Source organism: Streptomyces kunmingensis, from assembly GCF_039533535.1.
Lineage (GTDB): Bacteria > Actinomycetota > Actinomycetes > Streptomycetales > Streptomycetaceae > Streptomyces > Streptomyces kunmingensis.
In genome coordinates, this window is record NZ_BAAATS010000027.1 from 120365 (window position 1) to 141280 (window position 20916).

At 70.8% G+C, this 20916-nt stretch carries 17 protein-coding genes; all 17 read left to right on the plus strand.

The annotated features are described in order from the left end of the window. Positions 1-507 precede the first annotated feature (507 nt). The 17 genes from ABD366_RS28880 to ABD366_RS28960 all read left to right on the plus strand — a co-directional run bounded on the left by ABD366_RS28880 (position 508) and on the right by ABD366_RS28960 (position 20916). Positions 508-2913, plus strand: a complete 2406-nt coding sequence (locus ABD366_RS28880) for a Pls/PosA family non-ribosomal peptide synthetase (RefSeq protein ID WP_324769743.1) — start codon at positions 508-510, stop codon at positions 2911-2913. Between the two features lie 4 nt (positions 2914-2917). Continuing rightward, the gene (locus ABD366_RS28885; RefSeq protein WP_324769745.1) at positions 2918-4987 is read left to right on the plus strand and encodes a non-ribosomal peptide synthetase; all 2070 of its coding nucleotides are present in this window, start codon (positions 2918-2920) and stop codon (positions 4985-4987) included. Positions 4988-4998: 11 nt separating this feature from the next. Continuing rightward, positions 4999-6006: a TauD/TfdA family dioxygenase gene (locus ABD366_RS28890; RefSeq protein WP_324769746.1), complete on the plus strand. Its 1008-nt coding sequence runs from the start codon at positions 4999-5001 to the stop codon at positions 6004-6006. Continuing rightward, positions 6003-7031 (plus strand): 2,3-diaminopropionate biosynthesis protein SbnB, encoded by a 1029-nt coding sequence (sbnB, locus tag ABD366_RS28895; protein ID WP_324769747.1) that lies wholly within the window; start codon positions 6003-6005, stop codon positions 7029-7031. Before ABD366_RS28890 ends, sbnB begins: the two co-directional genes overlap by 4 nt. Positions 7032-7083: 52 nt before the next feature. Further along, entirely contained in the window at positions 7084-8085 is a 1002-nt protein-coding gene (gene sbnA / locus ABD366_RS28900; protein WP_324769749.1) for a 2,3-diaminopropionate biosynthesis protein SbnA, read from the plus strand. A 52-nt stretch (positions 8086-8137) separates the two neighbouring features. Then, a complete protein-coding gene (locus tag ABD366_RS28905) occupies positions 8138-9781 on the plus strand; it encodes an acyl-CoA dehydrogenase family protein (RefSeq protein ID WP_324769751.1) in 1644 nt (547 codons plus the stop codon). A 238-nt stretch (positions 9782-10019) separates the two neighbouring features. Further along, positions 10020-11306: a GAF domain-containing protein gene (locus ABD366_RS28910; protein WP_324769752.1), complete on the plus strand. Its 1287-nt coding sequence runs from the start codon at positions 10020-10022 to the stop codon at positions 11304-11306. Positions 11307-11349: 43 nt separating this feature from the next. Further along, on the plus strand, positions 11350-11934 hold the full coding sequence (locus tag ABD366_RS28915; RefSeq protein ID WP_324769754.1) for a GNAT family N-acetyltransferase: 585 nt from the start codon (positions 11350-11352) through the stop codon (positions 11932-11934). A gap of 394 nt (positions 11935-12328) precedes the next feature. Continuing rightward, a complete protein-coding gene (locus ABD366_RS28920) occupies positions 12329-14029 on the plus strand; it encodes a nitrite/sulfite reductase (protein WP_324769755.1) in 1701 nt (566 codons plus the stop codon). Continuing rightward, complete coding sequence (locus ABD366_RS28925) at positions 14026-14214, plus strand: hypothetical protein (RefSeq protein ID WP_324769757.1); 189 nt, start codon at positions 14026-14028, stop codon at positions 14212-14214. Before ABD366_RS28920 ends, ABD366_RS28925 begins: the two co-directional genes overlap by 4 nt. Further along, the gene (locus ABD366_RS28930; RefSeq protein ID WP_324769758.1) at positions 14211-14933 is read left to right on the plus strand and encodes a phosphoadenylyl-sulfate reductase; all 723 of its coding nucleotides are present in this window, start codon (positions 14211-14213) and stop codon (positions 14931-14933) included. The genes ABD366_RS28925 and ABD366_RS28930 overlap by 4 nt, the downstream gene beginning before the upstream one ends. Then, entirely contained in the window at positions 14926-15513 is a 588-nt protein-coding gene (gene cysC / locus ABD366_RS28935; protein ID WP_324769759.1) for an adenylyl-sulfate kinase, read from the plus strand. Before ABD366_RS28930 ends, cysC begins: the two co-directional genes overlap by 8 nt. Continuing rightward, complete coding sequence (cysD, locus tag ABD366_RS28940; protein ID WP_324769760.1) at positions 15510-16445, plus strand: sulfate adenylyltransferase subunit CysD; 936 nt, start codon at positions 15510-15512, stop codon at positions 16443-16445. Before cysC ends, cysD begins: the two co-directional genes overlap by 4 nt. A 2-nt stretch (positions 16446-16447) precedes the next feature. After that, entirely contained in the window at positions 16448-17797 is a 1350-nt protein-coding gene (locus tag ABD366_RS28945) for a sulfate adenylyltransferase subunit 1 (protein WP_324769761.1), read from the plus strand. Between the two features lie 226 nt (positions 17798-18023). Further along, on the plus strand, positions 18024-19136 hold the full coding sequence (locus ABD366_RS28950) for an aliphatic sulfonate ABC transporter substrate-binding protein (protein WP_324769762.1): 1113 nt from the start codon (positions 18024-18026) through the stop codon (positions 19134-19136). A gap of 45 nt (positions 19137-19181) precedes the next feature. Beyond that, a complete protein-coding gene (locus tag ABD366_RS28955) occupies positions 19182-19973 on the plus strand; it encodes an ABC transporter ATP-binding protein (protein WP_324769764.1) in 792 nt (263 codons plus the stop codon). Then, a complete protein-coding gene (locus tag ABD366_RS28960) occupies positions 19960-20916 on the plus strand; it encodes an ABC transporter permease (protein WP_324769766.1) in 957 nt (318 codons plus the stop codon). Before ABD366_RS28955 ends, ABD366_RS28960 begins: the two co-directional genes overlap by 14 nt.

A 20916-nucleotide genomic window follows, 5' to 3' on the forward strand; every position in this document is an offset into this window, starting at 1 on the left:
GCTCAGCGCTCCCATCGGTCCCGTCCGGTCGCGCAATGCGACAGACATGGTGCGGCAACTCATGAGAGAACTGTTGAAAAATAACTTTCCGATTTCTGTCATGACCGCGTTGGCCGAATAACGCAGGCGCCGAAAGCGGAAGCGGAACCGGTAAGTGCACTGTCTTTTGAGTGAGTTCCGAGGCACGCCGTCCGCTTCCGTCATGAAACAGACATGAGCGCGTCAGGCGGGAGCTGTCGGAAACCGCCAATGCTCGGAACGCACTTGAAGCGTTCATGAATGAGCCGAAAGAATCCCGATCGTATGCATTGCGCTCACCGGACGACCAACCGGAGGCGCACAGCACGGGGGGAAGCTCAACCCGGGGGGACATTCAGGGTCATCAACCGTGGCCCTGCATCCGCGTTGCTCCTCACGCTCACGACCCATCCAACCCACGCTCGATTTCGGCTCGTTCCGGCATTCGGGAAATAGCGCGAAACACGAGTAACAGCATGAGGAGCTCATGTGGCGAACGGCACCGAACGCGTTCTCGCGGAAGTCCTGGCCGGTGTCGTCCGAGTGGACCATGTACCACCAGACAGTCACTTCTTCGACGACTTGTGTGCCAACTCTCTTGTCATGGCTCACTTCTGCGCGCGGGTACGCAAGAACGCGGATCTGCCGGCTGTGTCGATGAAGGATGTCTACGGCCACCCGACGATACGCAGTCTGGCCGCCGCCCTCGACGAGGCGCCGGTCGTGAAGAAGGCCGAGGCGCAGCCGCCTCCGCCACCCGGCAGTACCGCCCGTTATGTCACGTGCGGGGCGTTGCAGCTGCTCGCCTTCGCCCTCTACTGCGTGGGCGCCGGGGTGCTCACCGCCCGGGGCGTCGCGTGGGTCTCCGCGGGCGCGGGCGTCGCCGACGTCTACGCGCGCTCGGTCCTGTTCGGCGGTGCCGTGTTCCTCGGCACGTGCCTGGTACCGGTGGCGGCGAAGTGGCTGCTGGTGGGCCGCTGGCGGGAGACCGAGTTCCCGGTGTGGAGCCTCGCCTACGTCCGCTTCTGGCTCGTGAAGTCGCTGCTGCACGCGAACCCGATGGCTCTCTTCGCCGGCAATCCGATCTTCGTGCTGTACCTGCGGATGCTCGGCGCGAAGATCGGCCCGCGGGTCACGATCCTCTCCCACTCCCTCCCGGTCTGCACCGATCTGCTGACGATCGGCGCGGACACGGTGATCCGCAAGGAGGCCTACTTCCTCGGCTACCGGGCCCACGCCGGCGCCATCCGCACCGGCCCGGTCACCATCGGCCGTGATGTCTTCATCGGCGAGAAGACGGTCCTCGACATCGGTACGTCGATGGGTGACGGCAGCCAGCTGGGCCACGCGTCCGCGCTGTACGACGGCGCCTCGGTGCCGGCCGGGCAGCGTTGGCACGGCTCCCCCGCCGAACGCACCGACGTCGACTACGTCCGGGTGCCGGCGGCCGACTGCTCCACCACGCGCCGGGCCCTGTACGCGCTGGGCAGTGTGCTCCAGACGCTGCTCGTGGTCGTTCCGCTGACGATCGGCGGAACCCGGCTGCTGCTGATCGAACTGCCCTCGATCGACACACTGCTGTCGCCCGACACCCACGATCTGGCCTCGCCCGCGTTCTACGTCGAGGCACTCGGCCTGTCGATCGCGGGCTTCCTGGCGTTCCTCGTCATCGGCCTCGCCGCCGTGACCCTCCTGCCGCGCGCGCTGGCGCCGATCCTGCGCCCGGACCGCACCTATCCGCTGTACGGCCTGCACTACTCGGTGCAGCGGACGATCGCCCGGATGACCAATCTCAAGTTCTTCAAATGGCTGAGCGGCGACAGTTCGTACATCGTCCACTACCTGCGCGCCCTCGGCTACGACCTCTCGCAGGTGGAGCAGACCGGCTCCAACTTCGGCACCGAGGTGCAGCACGAGACGCCCTACCTGGCCAAGGTCGGCAGCGGCACGATGGTCGCCGACGGACTCTCGATCGTGAACGCCGACTACTCCGCCACGTCGTTCCGGGTCGCGCGCGCCTCGATCGGGGCGCACAACTTCCTGGGCAACCACATCGCCTACCCGGCGGGCGGCCGCACCGGTGAGAACTGCCTGCTCGCGACGAAGGTGATGATCCCGCTGGACGGCCCGGTCCGCGAGGGCGTGGGGCTGCTCGGCTCGCCGCCCTTCGAGATCCCGCGCACCGTGGAGCGCGACACCCGCTTCGACCATCTGCGCGAGGGCGAGGAGCTGCGGCGCGGGCTGGCCGCGAAGAACCGCCACAACCTGCACACGATGGGCCTGTTCCTGTTCCTGCGCTGGCTGCACTGGTTCGCGCTGACCGTCATCGGGTTCGCCGCCGTCGACCTGTACGAGAGGGCGTGGGGGCTGCCCGTCGGGGCCGCGCTCGTCGCCATGCTGGCGTTCAGTACCGGCTACTACATCCTGGTGGAGCGGATCATCTGCCGCTTCAGGCCGCTCGTCCCGCAGCTCGTCTCGATCTACGACCCGTACTTCCGGTGGCACGAGCGGCTGTGGAAGACGCCCGACAACCACCTCGCGGTGTTCAACGGGACACCGTTCAAGAACGTCGTGTGGCACCTGCTCGGCGTCCGCCTCGGCCGCCGTGTCTTCGACGACGGCGCCTCGATCACCGAGCGGACGCTGGTGACGATCGGCGACGACGCCACCCTCGCCGCACACACCAAGGTGCAGGCCCACTCCCAGGAGGACGGCACCTTCAAGTCCGACCGCATCACGATCGGCGCGGGCGCCACCGTCGGCACCGGCGCGCTGGTGCACTACGGCGTCACGCTCGGCGACGGCGCGGTCCTCGCCCCCGACTCCTTCCTGATGAAGGGCGAACAGGTGCCGCCACGCGCGCTCTGGGGCGGCAATCCGGCGACAGGGAGGTAAGGACATGACGACGATCCCGATGTGGACCCGCACCCCGCGACCCGGCACGGCCGCGTACGAAGTACCGCTGCCCAAGGACCTGTTGGCGTCCGCGCCCGCGCTGTCGGCCGCGCACGAGCGGGTGCTCACCGAGCTGTCCGCCGAGCGGGACGAGGCCGCGCTCGGCGTGAGTGTCACGGGCCGCGTCCTGCGCCTGCGCTACCGCACCGATGTCCTCGACCAGGAGGCCGCGGCGCGGATCGCCGGCTACCACCTCGCCGCGCTCGCCGACCCCGCGCGCCGCAGCCTGCTCTCCAAGGACGAACTGGATTATCAGGTACAGGGGTTGGCGGGCCCGCACCGGCAGCTGCCGGACCGGCGCGTGCACGAGCTCTTCGAGGAGCGCGCCGCCGCACATCCGGACACGGTGGCCGCCGTGGCGCCGGACGGGCAGCTGACCTACGGGCAGCTCAACTCCCGCGCCAATCAGGTCAGCCGGGAGCTGCTCGCGCACGGGCTGCGGCCCGAGGGCGTCGTCGCGGTGGTGAGCGAGCGGACCCTGGACTGGCTCACCGCCGTCCTCGGCGTCCTGAAGGCGGGCGGCGTGTATCTGCCCGTCGAGCCGCACTTCCCCGCCGCGCGCATCGCCCGGACGCTCGACCGGGCGGGCTGCGAGCTCGTCATCGCCGAGGAGGGCACCTTCTCCGGTGGCACCTTCTCCGTGGCGGCGGCCTGTGCCGCCGGGCATGCGGACAGCGACCCCGGCGTGCCGGTCGGCGCGGACCAGCTCGCCTACATCTACTTCACGTCCGGCTCCACCGGCGAGCCCAAGGGCGCGATGTGCGAGCACGCCGGGTTCCTCAACCACGTACTCGCCAAGATCGACGACCTCGGCATCGATGCCGGCCACGTCGTGGCGCAGACGGCGCCCCAGTGCTTCGACATCTCCCTGTGGCAGCTGCTCTCCGCGCTGCTCGTGGGAGGGCGGACGCTCCTCGTGGAGCAGGAGGCGATCCTGGACGTGCCGCGGTTCGTCGACACGATCGAGCGCGGGCGGGTCAACGTGCTCCAGGTGGTGCCGTCCTATCTGGAGGCCGTCCTGGCCGAGCTGGACGCGCGCCCCCGCGCACTGCCCGATCTGCGCTGTGTGTCGGTGACCGGCGAGGCGGTGAAGAAGGAGCTGGTGCGGCGCTGGTTCGCGGCGCGGCCCGGGGTCCGGCTCGTCAACGCGTACGGCCTGACCGAGACCTCCGACGACACCAACCACGAGGTCATGGACCGGGTGCCGGAGCACGACCGGGTGCCGCTCGGCCGGCCCGTCGCCAACGTACGGATCTACGTCGTCGACGAGGACCTGGTGCCGGTGCCGCTCGGCGCGCCCGGCGAGATCGTCTTCTCCGGGGTCTGCGTCGGCCGCGGCTACGTCAACGACCCCGAGCGCACGAAGGCGGCGTTCGGCGAGGACCCCTACCGGCCCGGTGAGCGCCTGTACCGCAGCGGCGACCACGGGCGCTGGCTGCCCGACGGGAAGCTGGAGTTCCTCGGCCGCCGGGACGGCCAGGTGAAGATCCGCGGGTTCCGCGTCGAGCTCGGCGAGATCGAGAACGCCCTGCTGCGGGTGGACGGCGTCCGCGACGGCGCGGTGATCGTCGTACGGGGCGCGCAGCTCGCCGCGTTCTGTACCGGCCCCAGGCCGGTGGAGGCAGGGATCGTGCGGGAGCGGCTGGCCCGGTCGCTGCCCGCGTACATGGTCCCGGCCGTCGTGCACTGGCGTGCGGCGCTGCCGCTGACCGCCAACGGCAAGACCGACCGCCGGGCGCTCACCGCGCTCGCCGAACAGCTCGACGGCGGCACCGATCTGCCGCGCACGGACACCGAGCGCCGGCTCGCCGAGGCCTGGGCCGACGTGCTCGGCGTCCCGGCCGACCGGATCGGCCGCCGTGACCACTTCTTCGACCTCGGCGGCTCCTCGCTCTCCGCCGTGAAGCTGGTGATCGCCCTGGACCGGGCCGTGGCCCTCAAGGACGTCACCCACCATCCGGTCCTTGCGGATCTCGCGGGACTGCTCGACCGGACGACCGCTCAGCGCCACTGAAGGGAAACCAGATGCACCGACCGACTCCGTCCCCGCTCCCCGACGACATCTCACTCGTCCCGGGTTGCCCGCCCCTGCTGAGCGCCGCCGACGGCGGTGACCCGGAGGGCTGGGCGGCCGAGTACCGTGGCGCGCTGCGGGCCGCCGTCACCGCCCGGGGCTGCGTCCTGGTCCGCGGCCTCGCACTCACCGACCCCGCGGCCATGGCGGCCGTCTTCCGGCAGCTGTCCCCCGCCCTGATGGCCGACCGCGAGCCGTTCGCGCCGCGGCGCAGGTACGCGGACGGGGTGTACTCGTCCTCCAAATGGCCGCCCAACCAGCAGATGTGCATGCACCACGAGATGAGCTACGCCCTGGAGTTCCCGGGCATGCTGATGTTCGCCTGCCTGGAGGCGCCCGCCACCGGCGGCGCGACCGGGGTCGCCGACGCGGGGGCCGTCCTCGACGCGCTGCCCGCCGAGCTGACCGAGCGGTTCGAGAAGGAGGGCTGGTACCTCGCGCGGACCTACCACGACGATATCGGGGCGTCGTACGCCGAGGCGTTCGGCACCGACGACCAGGCCGCCGTGGCCCGCTACTGCCGTGCCCACGCCATCGACTTCGACTGGCAGCCGGACGGGTCGCTGCGCACCCGCCAGCACCGCAGCGCCGTGGTCCACCACCCGGTCGACGGCCGGCGCCTCTGGTTCAACCAGATCGCCTTCCTCAGCGAATGGACGATGGAGCCCGAGGTCCGCGAGTACCTCACCGATGTCTACGGACCCGAGGGGCTGCCGTTCACCACCCGGTTCGGCAACGGCGACCCGATCGGCGAGGACGTCATCCGCACGATCAACGAGGTGTACGACGCGCACACCGTCCGCGAGCCCTGGCGCTCCGGCGACCTGCTGCTCATCGACAACCTCCGCTCCGCGCACAGCAGGGAGCCCTTCGACGGACCGCGCGAAGTGCTGGCCGGGCTCGCGGACCCTGTTCGGCTCGCCGACTGCGCGCCCACGGTCGAGGTGAGGGCCGCGTGACCCGCGCCGCACCGGCCTTCTCGGTGATCTCCGGCGCACAGGTGCAGCAGGCCCTGCACATGCGCGAGGTGGAGATCGCCGGGCTGATCGAGGCCGTCTACCGGCTGCACGGTGCGGGGGACACCGTGAACCCGCCGTCGTACTTCCTGCGCTTCCCGGACCGTCCGTCGGCGCGGATCATCGCGCTGCCCGCCTCGCTCGGCGGGCCGCTGCGGGTGGACGGCCTGAAGTGGATCTCCAGCTTTCCCGGCAACACCGGCTCGGGCCTGCCCCGCGCGTCGGCGGTCCTGATCCTCAACGACCCCGACACCGGATACCCGTACGCCTGTCTGGAGAGCTCGGTCATCAGCGCCACCCGCACGGCGTCCTCGGCGGTGCTCGCCGCCGACCGGCTCAGCCGCTCCCGGACCCGCCCGGCCCGTGTCGGCTTCTTCGGCACGGGGCTCATCGCCCGCTACGTCCACACGCATCTCGCCGCCAACGGCTGGGAGTTCGACGAGACGGGCGTGCACGATCTGTCCGCCGAGAGCGCGGCCGGGTTCCGCGGGTATCTGGAGCGGGCCGGGACCAAGGGGCGGATCACGGTGCACGACTCCGCCGAGGCGCTGATCCGCGCGAGCGACCTGCTGGTCTTCGCGACGATCGCCGCCGAACCGCACGTCCACGATCCGTCGTGGTTCGCGCACCACCCGCTGGTGCTGCATCTCTCGCTGCGCGACCTGGCGCCCGAGATCCTGCTGGCATCGGCCAATGTCGTCGACGACGTCGAGCACTGTCTCAAGGCGAACACCTCACCGCATCTGGCCGAACAGCTGACCGGCAAGCGGGAGTTCATCGACGGCACGTTGGAGGACGTTCTGACCGGACGGGTCACGGCGCCCGCGGACCGCACGGTGGTGTTCTCACCGTTCGGACTGGGGGTACTCGACCTCGCGGTCGGCCGGTTCGTCCACGACGAGGTCGCCCGACGCGGCGAACTCCACGTCGTAGAAGGGTTTTTCCATGAGCTGAGCCGGTACGGCTGACGGCCGCTCGTGGCGCACGAGGGGGATCACGGGGGCACAAGAGGGGGGAACCATGTCTGTCATTTCCGATCCTGCGAGGTTCAATGAGGAGCAGCTCTACGTCGACCTGCGGGCCGCGCTGGGGCTGCCGTTGTACTTGAAGTGCGAGGGGTTCAACTTCGCCGGTTCGATCAAACTGAAGGCCGCGAGCGAGATGGTGGACGCCGCCGAGCGCGACGGCCGCCTGCGGCCCGGTTCGGTGCTCGTCGAGTCGTCGTCCGGGAACCTGGGGGTGGCGCTCAGCATCATCGCGGCCAGCCGCGGCCACCGGTTCCTGTGCGTGACCGACGTGCGCTGCAACCAGCCGACCATCCGGATGATGGAGGCGCTCGGCACCCGGGTGCACGTCATCGAGGACCCGGCCGGCAACGAAGGGCTGCTCGGCGCTCGGCGCGCGTACGTACGGGCACTGTGCGCGGCCGACGAGCGGTACGTGTGGCTCGACCAGTACAACAACCAGGCCAACTGGAAGGCGCACTACCGCACCACGGCGCCGGCCATCGCGGACCACTTCCCGCGCCTGGACGTCCTGTTCGTCGGAGCCGGCACCACGGGCACGCTCATGGGGTGCGCCCGGTGGTTCTGGCAGTGGAAGCGCCGGGTGCGCATCGTCGCCGTCGACAGCGTCGGCTCGGTGAGCTTCGGCGGGGCGCCCGCCCGCCGGCTCATCCCCGGGCTCGGCACGAGCGTGCCGCCGCCCATGCTCGACGTGTCGTACATCGACGACGTGGTGCACGTGGAGGAGACGGACACCGTCCGCGCCTGCCGGTCCCTGGCGAGCCGGGGCTTCCTGTTCGGCGGCTCGACCGGCACGGTGGTCAGCGGCGCCCGGCGGTGGCTCGACGAGCACGGCCGGCGGGGCATGACGGCGGTGGCGATCGCCCCGGACCTCGGCGAACGCTATCTCGACACCGTCTACCGGGAGGGCTGGCCGCCGTCGGCCGAGCCCGAGACCGAGCCCGAGACCGCGGCCGTCCGGAGCGGGGTGGGCCCGATGGCCCGTCTGGCCGGTTGACGGCCGGCGGCGCGGTCGCGGGGCGGGCCGCGCCGCCGGTAGGTTCGCTGTCATGTCGGGCAGCACGCACACGGTGACCAATCAGCCACCGCCCCTGGTCGGGTACGACGTCTTCGCCGCCGACCGGGTCCTCACCGAGGGCCTGGAGCGGCATCTGGACCCGGACCTTCTGGACGGGACCCGGGCGGAACTGACGGTGCTCGGTCGCGCCGCCGGTTCCGCCCAGGCACGCGAGTGGGGGCGCCTGGCGAACGCGTACCCGCCGGTACTGCGCACCCACGATCCTTACGGGCACCGCGTCGACGAGGTCGATTTCCATCCGGCCTGGCACCGTCTGCTCGGCAAGGGCGTCTCGGCGGGCCTGACGGCGGCGTGGACGCGGCCGGCCGGACATCTGCGGCGCGCGGCCGCGTTCCTGGTGTGGTCGCAGGTGGAGGCCGGGCATCTGTGTCCGCTGTCCATGACGCACGCGGCCGTCCCCGCGCTGCGCGCGCGGCCCGACCTCGCCGCGGAGTGGGAGCCGCGGCTCACCTCCACCGTCTACGACCCGGGGCTGCGGCCCGCGTCCCAGAAGGCCGGGGCGCTCTTCGGCATGGCGATGACGGAGAAGCAGGGCGGCAGCGACGTACGGGCCAACACGACGCGGGCGGCGGCGCTCGCCGAGGACGGGACGTACGCGCTCACCGGGCACAAGTGGTTCTGCTCCGCGCCGATGTCGGACGGGTTCCTGGTGCTCGCGCAGGCCGACGAGGGTCTGACCTGCTTTCTCGTGCCGCGTGTGCTGGCGGACGGCGCACGCAACCCGTTCGCGATCCAGCGGCTCAAGGACAAGCTGGGGAACCGGTCGAACGCGTCGGGCGAGATCGAGTTCGACGGCACGTGGGCGCGCCGGGTCGGGGACGAGGGGCGCGGGGTGCGCACCATCATCGGCATGGTCGCGGCGACCCGACTGGACTGCGTGCTCGGCTCGGCCGCGCTGATGCGCCAGGCGGTCGCGCAGGCGATCCACCACTGCACGTACCGCGAGGCGTTCGGCGGCAGGCTGCTGGACAAGCCGCTGATGCGGAACGTGCTGGCCGACCTGGCCCTGGAGTCGGAGGCCGCGACGACCCTGGCGCTGCGGCTCGCGGCGGCGTACGACCGGGCGGAGGGCGGCGACGAGCAGGAGCGGGCGTTCCTGCGGCTCGCCGTGCCGGCCGCCAAGTACTGGGTGACCAAGCGGTGCACGCCGGTCGCGGCCGAGGCCCTGGAGTGTCTCGGCGGCAACGGGTACGTGGAGGACTCGGGCATGCCGCGGCTGCTGCGCGAGTCGCCGCTGAACTCGGTCTGGGAGGGGTCGGGCAATGTGCAGGCCCTCGACGTGCTGCGGGCGTTGCAGCGCGAGCCGGCGGCGTTCAACGCCTTCCTGCTGGAGGTCGCAGCGACCCGCGGCGCCGATCACCGCCTGGACGCCGCCGTGAAGGACCTGCTGACCGAACTCGGTGACCTGGACGGTATCGAGGCGCGGGCGCGGCGCCTCGTGGAGCGGATCGCGCTGGTGCTCCAGGGCTCGCTGCTCGTGCGGTACGCGCCGGCCGAGGTGGCGGACGCCTTCTGCGCGTCGCGGCTCGGCGGGGATTCGGGCGCGGGGTTCGGGACGCTGCCGCACACGCTGGCGCTCGCGGAGATCGTGGAGCGCGCCCGCCCGGTGGACTGAGAGCCTGTCTCCGAAAGCGTGGGAGCGGGGATGGTGCTGCGCCGACACGGCACCATCCCCGCCTGCAAACCCCTTGAGGAGCTTGAACGCCACCGTGGCGGCGTTGGTCTCATCTTCAATCGCCGTACCGTCGTTCACCAGGGTTGCAGGGGGTTGCAACGTTTCCCCCAAGGCCCTCCCCCGCCATGACGCCACGGTGCACGATGGGCGCAACGCCCCGTATACCGAGGATTCAGGCATGAAGATGGACTCGACGATCGACCTGGCGCGGCTGACCGCGATGGACGCGGCGTCGGCGTCCCGGCTGCTCAAGGGTGTGCGGGACGCGATGCTCACCGGGCAGCGGCCGCCGGTCATGCCCCGGCCGGAGATCGGCGAGTCCTGGCGGCGGATGCTGCGCGGCGGCGTCGATCCGGACCACGACTTCCGCTCGGGTCTGCTCGGTGTCGACGAGGTGGCGGAGCGGCGCCGGTCCTCGCCGCTGCTGCCGGTCCTGCCGGTGCTGCGCGAGGCGCTGGTGTCGGTGGCCGAGGCGGCGCAGCACATCATGGTGATCAGCGACGCCGAGGGCCGGCTGCTGTGGCGCGAGGGGCATCCGGGCGTGCTGCGCAAGGGCGACCGGCTCGGTTTCGAGGTGGGCGCGCTGTGGGCCGAGGACGTGGTCGGCACGAACGGGGTGGGGACGCCGCTGGTCACCCGCCGTCCCGTCCAGGTGTTCGCCGCCGAGCACTTCGTGCAGTCCCACGACCCGTGGACGTGCGCGGGCGCGCCGGTGACGGATCCGCGCGACGGCCGGCTCCTCGGGGTGGTGGACGTCAGCGGCCCGCTGGAGACGATGCACCCGGCGACGCTGTCGTGGGTGCGGTCGGTGGCGCAGCTCGCGGAGGCGCGGCTGCGCGAGCTGCACGTGGGCACGCTGGAGCGGCTGCGGGCGGTGGCGGCGCCGGCCCTCGCGCGGATCGGCGGCCGGGCGCTGGCCGTCGACGGGAACGGCTGGACGGCGGCGGTGACCGGGATGCCGCTGATCGACCGGGTGGCGCTGCCCAAGTCGCTGTCCGAGGGCCCGTGTTGGATTCCGGCGCTGGGTTCGTGCAGGGCGGCGGCACTGTCCGGCGGCTGGCTGCTCCTGGTGGACGGCGCCCCGGAGCCGCTCGCCGCGACCCGCATACTCCTGGACGTGAGCCGGCCGCGCCGCTGGTCGGTCGAGGTGGCGGGCCCGGCCGGCGCCTGGACGCACGAGCTGAGCCCGCGCCATGCCGAGCTGCTGTTCCTGCTGGCCCGGCACCGGGACGGGCGCGGCGCGGCGGGCCTGGCCGAGGACCTGTTCGGGGATCCGGCGCGGACGGTGACGGTGCGCGCGGAGATGTCCCGGGTGCGCCGCTATCTCGGCGGCCTGCTCGCGCACCGCCCGTACCGCTTCCTGGAGGACGCGGACGTGGAGGTGCTGCTGCCGGACGACCCGACGGATCTGCTGCCGCACTCCACGGCGCCGGCGATCCGCCGAGCGCGGACGCCCGCCTTCTGACACACCTTGGCCGCGGTGCCCGCCCCGTGATGCCATGGGCCGCATGAGCAGCAACGTCGTCACCGTCACCACGTGGTCGCTGGAACAGACCTCGCCCTCCGATCTGCGCCCCGCCACCCCGCCCGTGGGCGACGGTGTGCGCATCGTGCGCGCCGAGGTGCCTTCACCCGAGTTCAGCCGTTTTCTGTACGCGTCCGTGGGCGGCGACATCAAGTGGATCGACCGGCTCGGCTGGTCGTACGCGCAGTGGCAGGAGCAGCTGGAGCGGCCGGGCACCGAGACGTGGGTCGCGTACGACAGGGGGACACCGGCCGGGTACGTCGAGCTGGCGGCTCAGGACGACGGCGCCGTGGAGATCGTGTACTTCGGGCTCGTTCCGGCGTTCCGGGGCCGGCGGATCGGCGGGCACCTGTTGTCGTACGGCATCGCGCGCGCCTGGGACCTGGCCGGGCGGTGGCCGGAGCGGACGCCGACGAAGCGGGTGTGGCTCCATACGTGCAGCCTCGACGGGGAGCACGCGATGGCCAACTACCAGCGGCGCGGGTTCCGCTTGTTCCGGACGGAGACCGGCGAGGAACCGGAGGTGGCGGCTCCGGGGCCGTGGCCCGGAGCGTTTCCTTCCGCCTGACCTTCGCCCGACCTCTGCCCGACCCTCGCCAGACCTTCGCCCGACCCCCCACCCGACCTCAATGCGGGCGAACCAGACGTTTCGCCGGACCGGCGTGTGATCGACACCACCATTGTCCACGATGTGGGACATCTGCGTCCGAATGACGGACAATGGTGGACCGGGCCCAAAGTCCCATGACACGCTTCCGTCATGTCTACAGCTGGAATCGCCTTGGTGAGTCGACGGCACGTCGACTACGGCCGCATGTCCAGCGCCATCTGTCCGGCGCGCTGAGAGAACCAGCCCCGCCGACGTTTCCCCGATGTACCTGATCTCCTAGCGCACCGCCGCGCCCTGGCGCGAAGTGTGCTGGTCAGAGCCGCCCAAGCCTGCTTGTTAAGGACGTACATTCATGGCTTCCACCCCCGAAAACCCCGCTGCCGCCGCGCCCCGCCGCAAGGTGAGCCGTCACCGTGGCGAGGGCCAGTGGGCCGTGGGCCACTTCACGCCGCTCAACGGCAACGAGCAGACCAAGAAGGACGACGACGGTCTCAATGTGCGGACACGCATTGAGACGATCTACTCCAAGCGCGGTTTCGACTCCATCGACCCCGGTGACCTGCGCGGACGCATGCGCTGGTGGGGTCTGTACACCCAGCGCCGGCCCGGGATCGACGGTGGCAAGACCGCCGTCCTGGAGCCGGAGGAGCTGGACGACGAGTACTTCATGCTGCGCGTGCGCGTGGACGGCGGCCGCCTGACCACCCGGCAGCTGCGCGTCATCGGCGAGATCTCGCAGGAGTTCGCCCGCGGCACCGCCGACATCACCGACCGGCAGAACGTCCAGTACCACTGGATCCGGATCGAGGACGTGCCCGAGATCTGGAACCGGCTCGAGGCCGTCGGCCTGTCGACCGTCACCGCCTGCGGCGACACGCCGCGCGTGATGATCGGCTCGCCGGTCGCCGGCATCGCCGAGGACGAGATCATCGACGCCACCCCGGCTCTCGAGGAGATCAAGCGCCGTGTCCTGAACAACCCGGCGTACTCGAACCTGCCCCGCAAGTTCAAGACGGCCATCTCCGGCTCCCCGCTGCTCGACGTGGTACACGAGATCAACGACGTCTCCTTCGTCGGCGTCGTCCACCCCGAGCACGGCCCCGGCTTCGACCTGTGGGTCGGCGGCGGCCTGTCCACCAACCCCAAGCTGGGGGTGCGCCTGGGCGCCTGGGTGCCGATCGACGACGTGCCAGACGTCTACGAGGGCGTCATCTCGATCTTCCGTGACTACGGCTACCGCCGCCTGCGCAACCGCGCCCGCCTGAAGTTCCTCGTCGCCGACTGGGGCCCGGAGAAGTTCCGCCAGGTCCTCCAGGACGAGTACCTCGGCGGCCGCAAGCTCATCGACGGTCCCGGCCCCGAGCAGCCCTCCTCGCAGTGGCGCGACCACATCGGTGTGCACCGGCAGCGGGACGGCCGCTTCTACGTGGGCTTCGCCCCGCGCGTGGGCCGCGTCGACGGCGCCACGCTCACCAAGGTCGCCGACCTGGCCGAGGCGCACGGCTCCGGCCGGGTGCACACCACGGTCGAGCAGAAGATGATCGTCCTGGACGTCGAGCAGGACCAGGTCGACTCGCTCGTGGAGGGCCTGGAGGCGCTCGACCTCACCGCCCGTCCCTCCACGTTCCGGCGCGGCACCATGGCCTGCACCGGCATCGAGTTCTGCAAGCTGGCGATCGTCGAGACCAAGCAGCGCGGCTCGCAGCTCATCGACGAACTGGAGCGCCGCCTCCCGGAGTTCGACGAGCCGCTCACCATCAACCTCAACGGCTGCCCGAACGCCTGCGCCCGTATCCAGGTCGCGGACATCGGTCTCAAGGGCCAGCTCATGCTCGACGCGAACGGCGAGCAGGTCGAGGGCTACCAGGTGCACCTCGGCGGCGCGCTCGGCCTCGAGGCCGGGTTCGGCCGCAAGGTCCGCGGCCTGAAGGTCACCTCCGCCGAGCTGCCCGACTACATCGAGCGGGTCCTCAAGCGCTTCCAGGCGGAGCGCGAGGACGGCGAGCGGTTCGCCACCTGGACCACCCGCGCCTCCGAGGAGGCCCTCTCATGAGCGAGCGCGCGGCCCCCTTCTACTGCCCCTACTGCGGCGACGAGGACCTGCGCCCCAGCGAGGCGGCCGAAGCCGGCCACGGCGCGTGGGAATGCGCGGCGTGCAATCGGGCCTTCCAGTTGAAGTTCCTCGGGCTCCTGGCCCGGGGGCTTCAGCGCAACGACGGTGGAGGGGAACAGATATGACGACAGCTCAGATCTCGTCGGACACCGAAGAAGGTACGCGGGAGCTGAAGGCGCTCGCCGAGCAGGCCGGGCGCGACCTGGAGGACGCCTCCGCCCTGGAGATCCTCCAGTGGGCGACCCGCACCTTCGGCAAGCAGTTCTGCGTGACCTCCTCGATGGAGGACGCGGTGGTCGCCCACCTCGCCTCGCGCGCCCTGCCCGGCGTGGACGTCGTCTTCCTCGACACCGGCTACCACTTCGAGGAGACCATCGGCACCCGCGACGCCGTCGAGGCCGTGATGGACGTCAACGTCATCACGCTCACCCCGCGGCAGACCGTCGCCGAGCAGGACGCCGAGTTCGGCCCGAAGCTGCACGACCGCGACCCCGACCTGTGCTGCGCGATGCGCAAGGTCAAGCCGCTCGAGGAGGGGCTGACCAAGTACGCCGCGTGGGCGACCGGTCTGCGCCGCGACGAGTCCCCGACCCGCGCGAACACGCCGGTCGTCAGCTGGGACGAGAAGCGGCGGAAGGTCAAGGTCTCCCCGATCGCCCGCTGGACGCAGGACGACGTCGACGCGTACGTCACCGAGCACGGCGTCCTCACCAACCCGCTCCTCATGGACGGGTACGGCTCCGTGGGCTGCGCCCCGTGCACCCGCCGCCTCCTGGAGGGCGAGGACGCCCGCGCCGGACGCTGGGCGGGCCGGGCCAAGACCGAGTGCGGCCTCCATGGCTGAGGCGACCGGACCCACGCAGTCCACACCGACTTTGGAGAAGCAAGTGACCGGAGCCACGATCTGGCTCACGGGTCTGCCGAGCGCCGGCAAGACCACCATCGCGAACGAGCTGGCGGACACGCTGCGCGCCGAGGGCCACCGCGTCGAGGTGCTCGACGGCGACGAGATCCGCGAGTACCTCTCGGCGGGCCTCGGCTTCAGCCGCGAGGACCGGCACACGAACGTGCAGCGCATCGGTTTCCTGGCCGAACTCCTCGCCCGTAACGGCGTGTTGACGCTCGTCCCGGTCATCGCCCCGTACGCGGACAGCCGCGAGGCGGTGCGCAAGCGCCACCAGGTCGGCGGCACCGCGTACCTGGAGGTGCACGTCGCCACGCCGGTGGACGTGTGCTCCGTACGCGATGTGAAGGGCCTCTACGCCAAGCAGGCGGCGGGCGAACTCTCCGGGCTCACCGGGGTCGACGACCCGTACGAGGCGCCCGACGCACCCGACCTGCGCATCGAGTCGCACCACCAGACCGTGCAGGAGTCCGCGGCCGCGCTCCGTGCGCTGCTCACCGAAAGGGGTCTCGCCGCATGACGACCGTAGTGACTGTCTCCGAGGAGACCGACAGCCCTTACGCGCTCAGCCACCTGGACGCTCTGGAGTCCGAGGCGGTGCACATCTTCCGCGAGGTGGCGGGCGAGTTCGAGCGGCCGGTGATTCTCTTCTCCGGCGGCAAGGACTCGATCCTCATGCTGCACCTGGCGCTGAAGGCGTTCGCGCCCGCCGCGATCCCCTTCTCGCTCCTGCACGTGGACACCGGGCACAACTTCCCCGAGGTCCTGGAGTACCGCGACCGCGTCGTGGCCGAGCACGGCCTTCGCCTCCACGTCGCCTCCGTGCAGGACTACATCGACCGCGGCGTCCTCAAGGAGCGCCCGGACGGGACGCGCAACCCGCTCCAGACGCTGCCGCTCACGGAGAAGATCCAGGCGGAGAAGTTCGACGCGGTCTTCGGCGGCGGCCGCCGCGACGAGGAGAAGGCGCGTGCCAAGGAGCGGGTGTTCTCGCTGCGCGACGAGTTCTCCCAGTGGGACCCGCGGCGTCAGCGCCCCGAGCTGTGGCAGCTCTACAACGGCCGCCACGCGCCCGGCGAGCACGTCCGCGTGTTTCCTCTGAGCAACTGGACCGAGCTGGACGTGTGGCAGTACATCGCCCGCGAGAACATCGACCTGCCGCAGATCTACTACGCGCACGAGCGCCCGGTGTTCAGCCGCGACGGCATGTGGCTGACCGCCGGCGAGTGGGGCGGCCCGAAGGACAGCGAGAGCGTCGAGACCCGGCTGGTGCGCTACCGCACCGTCGGCGACATGTCCTGCACCGGCGCCGTCGACTCGGACGCGACGACCATCGAGAAGGTCATCACCGAGATCGCCGCGTCCCGGCTCACCGAGCGGGGTGCCACGCGCGCCGACGACAAGATGTCCGAGGCCGCGATGGAAGACCGCAAGCGCGAAGGGTACTTCTAACCATGAGCACGACCACTGCTGCTGAAGAGCTGGCCGGCCTGTCCGCCACCACCCTGCTGCGGTTCGCCACGGCCGGCTCCGTCGACGACGGCAAGTCCACGCTCGTGGGCCGTCTGCTGCACGACTCCAAGTCGGTCCTCACCGACCAGCTGGAGGCCGTCGAGCACGCCTCGCGTTCGCGCGGCGCCGCCGAGCCGGACCTCGCGCTGCTCACCGACGGACTGCGCGCCGAGCGCGAGCAGGGCATCACCATCGACGTGGCATACCGCTACTTCGCCACGCCGCGGCGCCGTTTCATCCTGGCCGACACCCCGGGCCACGTGCAGTACACGCGGAACATGGTGACCGGCGCCTCCACCGCCGATCTCGCCGTGGTCCTGGTCGACGCGCGCAACGGCGTCATCGAGCAGACCCGCCGGCACGCCGCCGTCGCCGCCCTCCTGCGCGTCCCGCACGTCGTCCTCGCGGTCAACAAGATGGACCTCGTGGAGTACAAGGAGAGCGTCTTCGCGAAGATCGCCGAGGAGTTCACCGCGTACGCGGCGGGCCTGGGCGTCCCGGAGATCACCGCGATCCCGATCTCGGCGCTGGCCGGCGACAACGTCGTGGAGCCCTCCGCCAACATGGACTGGTACGGCGGCCCGACCGTCCTGGAGCACCTGGAGACGGTGCCGGTCAGCCACGACCTGACCAGCTGCCACGCCCGCCTTCCCGTGCAGTACGTGATCCGGCCGCAGACCGCCGAGCACCCCGACTACCGGGGGTACGCGGGCCAGATCGCGGCAGGAACGTTCCGTGTCGGCGAGTCCGTCACCGTACTGCCCTCCGGCCGCACCTCGAAGGTGTCCGGGATCGACCTCCTCGGCCAGTCGGTCGACGTGGCGTGGACGCCGCAGTCCGTCACCCTCCTCCTGGAGGACGACATCGACGTCTCGCGCGGCGACCTGATCGTGCCGAGCGGGGATGCGCCCGCCACCTCGCAGGACATCACGGCGACCGTCTGCCACGTCGCGGACACCCCGCTCGTCGTCGGCCAGCGGGTGCTGCTCAAGCACACCACCCGCACCGTGAAGGCGATCGTCAAGGAGATCCCGTCGCGGCTCACGCTCGACGACCTCTCCCAGCACCCCGAGCCGGGGCAGCTCGTCGCCAACGACATCGGCCGCGTCAAGGTCCGCACCGCCGAGCCGCTCGCGCTCGACAACTACGCGGACTCGCGGCGCACGGGCTCCTTCCTGCTGATCGACCCGGCGGACGGCACGACCCTCGCGGCGGGCATGGCCGGCGAGTCGTTCGCCGCCGCCGAGACGCCGGTCGACGCCGTCGCCGACGAGGACGGCTGGGACTTCTGACATGACCTCCATCGACTACTACGGGACGTTCGCGAAGGAGGGCGGCCGCGTCGGCAGCGGCGCCCTCGGCAGCGGACAGGGCGGGGTCGGGCGATGTGCGTGAAGACGTACGCGCACTGCCTGCGCGCCCACACCCCCCGCACCGTTCGTCGAAAACGAAGACCTGCCGACTTCCCGGCCACGCCCTGACCGCGTGACCGCCGGGCCAACGAGAGGAAAGCCTCCCGTGCCTGCCAACCGTTCCACCCGCACGCGCCGCGGCCTCGTCGCCGTCGCCGCACTGCCGCTCCTCGCGCTCACCGCGACGGCCTGCGGCTACGGCTCGGACAGCGACGACAGCTCCAAGGAGAACGTCTCCGCCAAGGGCAAGGCCCTCTCCGCGGACACCGTCAGAATCGGTTACTTCGGGAACCTGACCCACGGCACCGCCCTGGTCGGCAACCAGAAGGGCTTCTTCCAGAAGGAGCTCAAGGGCACGCAGGCGAAGTACCAGGTCTTCAACGCCGGGCCCTCCGAGATCGAGGCGCTCAACAGCGGCTCCATCGACATCGGCTGGATCGGCCCCTCCCCCGCCATCAACGGCTACACCAAGTCCAAGAGCAAGTCGCTGCGCATCATCGGCGGTTCGGCCTCCGGCGGCGTGAAGCTCGTCGTGAACCCGAAGAAGATCAAGTCCCTGGACGACGTCAAGGGCAAGAAGATCGCCACCCCGCAGCTCGGCAACACCCAGGACGTCGCGTTCCTGAACTGGATCGCCGAGAAGGGCTGGAAGGTCGACGCGAACTCCGGCAAGGGCGACGTGTCCGTGGTCCGCACGGACAACAAGATCACCCCCGATGCCTACAAGTCCGGCTCCATCGACGGCGCGTGGGTGCCCGAGCCGACCGCGTCCAAGCTGGTCGCCGGGGGCGCCAAGGTGCTGCTCGACGAGTCGGATCTGTGGCCCGACAAGAAGTTCGTGATCACGAACATCATCGTGAAGCAGTCGTTCCTCGAGGAGCACCCCGATGTCGTCGAGGCCGTGCTGCGCGGCTCGGTGAAGACCAACGCCTGGATCAAGTCCAACCCGGACGAGGCGAAGGCCGCCGCCAACAAGCAGCTGGAGAAGGACTCCGGCAAGCCGCTGCCCGCGAACGTGCTCGACCCGGCGTGGAAGTCCATCGACTTCACGGACGACCCGCTGGCCTCGACGCTCGACTCCGAGGCGGACCACGCGGTGAAGGCGGGCCTCCTGGAGAAGCCGGACCTGGCCGGAATCTACGACCTGAAGCCGCTCAACAAGGTTCTCGCGGCCGAGGGCGGCGCCAAGGTCGACGACGCCGGCCTCGGCGTCAAGTAACCCGCTCACAAGCCGAGTTCACGAGATTCCCAGGAGGTGACGACCATGGCGACGACTCTCGCCAAGGCGGGCGACTCCGCCGTCGCTACGGGCGGCAGGGCGGCCCGCATCGAGCACGTCTCGAAGTCCTTCGCCACACCGGCCGGCCCCCAGCTCGTCCTGGACGACATCACGCTCGATGTCGCGCCGGGCGAGTTCGTCACCCTCCTGGGGGCCTCCGGCTGCGGCAAGTCGACGCTGCTCAACCTGGTGGCCGGGCTCGACCGGCCGTCGGCGGGCGCCATCGCGACGGACGGGCGCCCCGCCCTGATGTTCCAGGAGCACGCCCTGTTCCCGTGGCTGACCGCGGGCAAGAACATCGAACTCGCCCTCAAACTGCGGGGCGTCGCGAAGAACGACCGGCGCACGCGCGCCGAGGAACTCCTCGAACTGGTCAGGTTGCAGGGCGCGTACGGCAAGCGCGTGCACGAGCTGTCCGGCGGTATGCGCCAGCGGGTCGCCCTGGCGCGCGCCCTGGCTCAGGATGCCCAACTCCTGCTGATGGACGAGCCGTTCGCGGCGCTCGACGCGATCACCCGGGACGTGCTGCACGGCGAGCTGACCCGGATCTGGCGCGAGACGAACGTGTCCGTCCTGTTCGTCACGCACAACGTGCGCGAGGCGGTCCGGCTCGCCGAGCGCGTGGTGCTCCTGTCGTCGCGGCCCGGCCGCATCGCCCATGAGTGGACGGTCGACATCCCGCAGCCGCGCCGCATCGAGGACGCCGACGTCGCCGAACTCTCCGTCGAGATCACCGAACAACTGCGTGGGGAGATCCGCCGCCATGGCAAGGACTGAACCGACGGCCGCCGTCGACGAGGCCGAGCGGGACGGCCTCGCCAGGACCACCGGGGCCACCACCAAGACCACCAAGGCCGGCAAGGACGACCTGGCGGGCCTGGAGGCCGGCCTCGACGCCCTGGACAGCGTGGACACCGGCCGGGTCCCGTTCAGCCGGACGTTCCGCGAGAAGATCCTGCCGCCGCTCACCGCGGTCCTCGTGGTGCTCGTGGTGTGGCAGGCGCTGGTCTCCTTCAAGATCGTCGACGATCCGACGAAGCTGCCCGCGCCGTCCGCGGTCTGGGACGAGGTGCAGACGGCCTGGCTCAAGGGCGAGCTGCTCGGCTACATCTGGACGAGCGTCTCGCGCGGCCTGCTCGGCTTCCTCTTCGCGCTGGTCATCGGCACGCCGCTCGGCCTGCTCGTGGCGCGGGTGAAGTTCGTGCGCGCGGCGATCGGCCCGATCCTCTCCGGCCTCCAGTCGCTGCCGTCAGTGGCCTGGGTCCCCCCGGCCGTCCTGTGGCTCGGCCTGAACAACTCGATGATGTACGCGGTCATCCTGCTCGGCGCCGTCCCCTCGATCGCCAACGGCCTCGTCTCCGGCGTCGACCAGGTGCCGCCGCTGTTCCTGCGCGCGGGCCGCACCCTGGGCGCGACGGGCCTGCGCGGCCTGTGGCACGTGGTCCTGCCCGCCTCCCTGCCCGGCTATCTGGCGGGCCTCAAGCAGGGCTGGGCGTTCTCCTGGCGCTCCCTGATGGCGGCGGAGATCATCGCGTCCTCGCCCGACCTGGGCGTCGGCCTCGGCCAGCTCCTGGAGAACGGCCGCAACGCCTCCTCCATGCCCATGGTGTTCCTGGCGATCCTGCTCATCCTGATCGTCGGCATCGTCATCGACCTGCTGATCTTCAGCCCGCTGGAGCGCCGCGTCCTGCGCAGCCGCGGCCTCCTCGTCAGGAACTGA

Coding starts and splice junctions, on each gene's coding strand:
- ABD366_RS28885 (WP_324769745.1), top strand. CDS start 2,918: ATGACGACGATCCCGATGTGGACCCGCACCCCGCGACCCGGCACGGCC.
- ABD366_RS28890 (WP_324769746.1), top strand. CDS start 4,999: ATGCACCGACCGACTCCGTCCCCGCTCCCCGACGACATCTCACTCGTC.
- sbnA (WP_324769749.1), top strand. CDS start 7,084: ATGTCTGTCATTTCCGATCCTGCGAGGTTCAATGAGGAGCAGCTCTAC.
- ABD366_RS28905 (WP_324769751.1), top strand. CDS start 8,138: ATGTCGGGCAGCACGCACACGGTGACCAATCAGCCACCGCCCCTGGTC.
- ABD366_RS28910 (WP_324769752.1), top strand. CDS start 10,020: ATGAAGATGGACTCGACGATCGACCTGGCGCGGCTGACCGCGATGGAC.
- ABD366_RS28915 (WP_324769754.1), top strand. CDS start 11,350: ATGAGCAGCAACGTCGTCACCGTCACCACGTGGTCGCTGGAACAGACC.
- ABD366_RS28920 (WP_324769755.1), top strand. CDS start 12,329: ATGGCTTCCACCCCCGAAAACCCCGCTGCCGCCGCGCCCCGCCGCAAG.
- ABD366_RS28925 (WP_324769757.1), top strand. CDS start 14,026: ATGAGCGAGCGCGCGGCCCCCTTCTACTGCCCCTACTGCGGCGACGAG.
- ABD366_RS28930 (WP_324769758.1), top strand. CDS start 14,211: ATGACGACAGCTCAGATCTCGTCGGACACCGAAGAAGGTACGCGGGAG.
- cysC (WP_324769759.1), top strand. CDS start 14,926: ATGGCTGAGGCGACCGGACCCACGCAGTCCACACCGACTTTGGAGAAG.
- cysD (WP_324769760.1), top strand. CDS start 15,510: ATGACGACCGTAGTGACTGTCTCCGAGGAGACCGACAGCCCTTACGCG.
- ABD366_RS28945 (WP_324769761.1), top strand. CDS start 16,448: ATGAGCACGACCACTGCTGCTGAAGAGCTGGCCGGCCTGTCCGCCACC.
- ABD366_RS28955 (WP_324769764.1), top strand. CDS start 19,182: ATGGCGACGACTCTCGCCAAGGCGGGCGACTCCGCCGTCGCTACGGGC.
- ABD366_RS28960 (WP_324769766.1), top strand. CDS start 19,960: ATGGCAAGGACTGAACCGACGGCCGCCGTCGACGAGGCCGAGCGGGAC.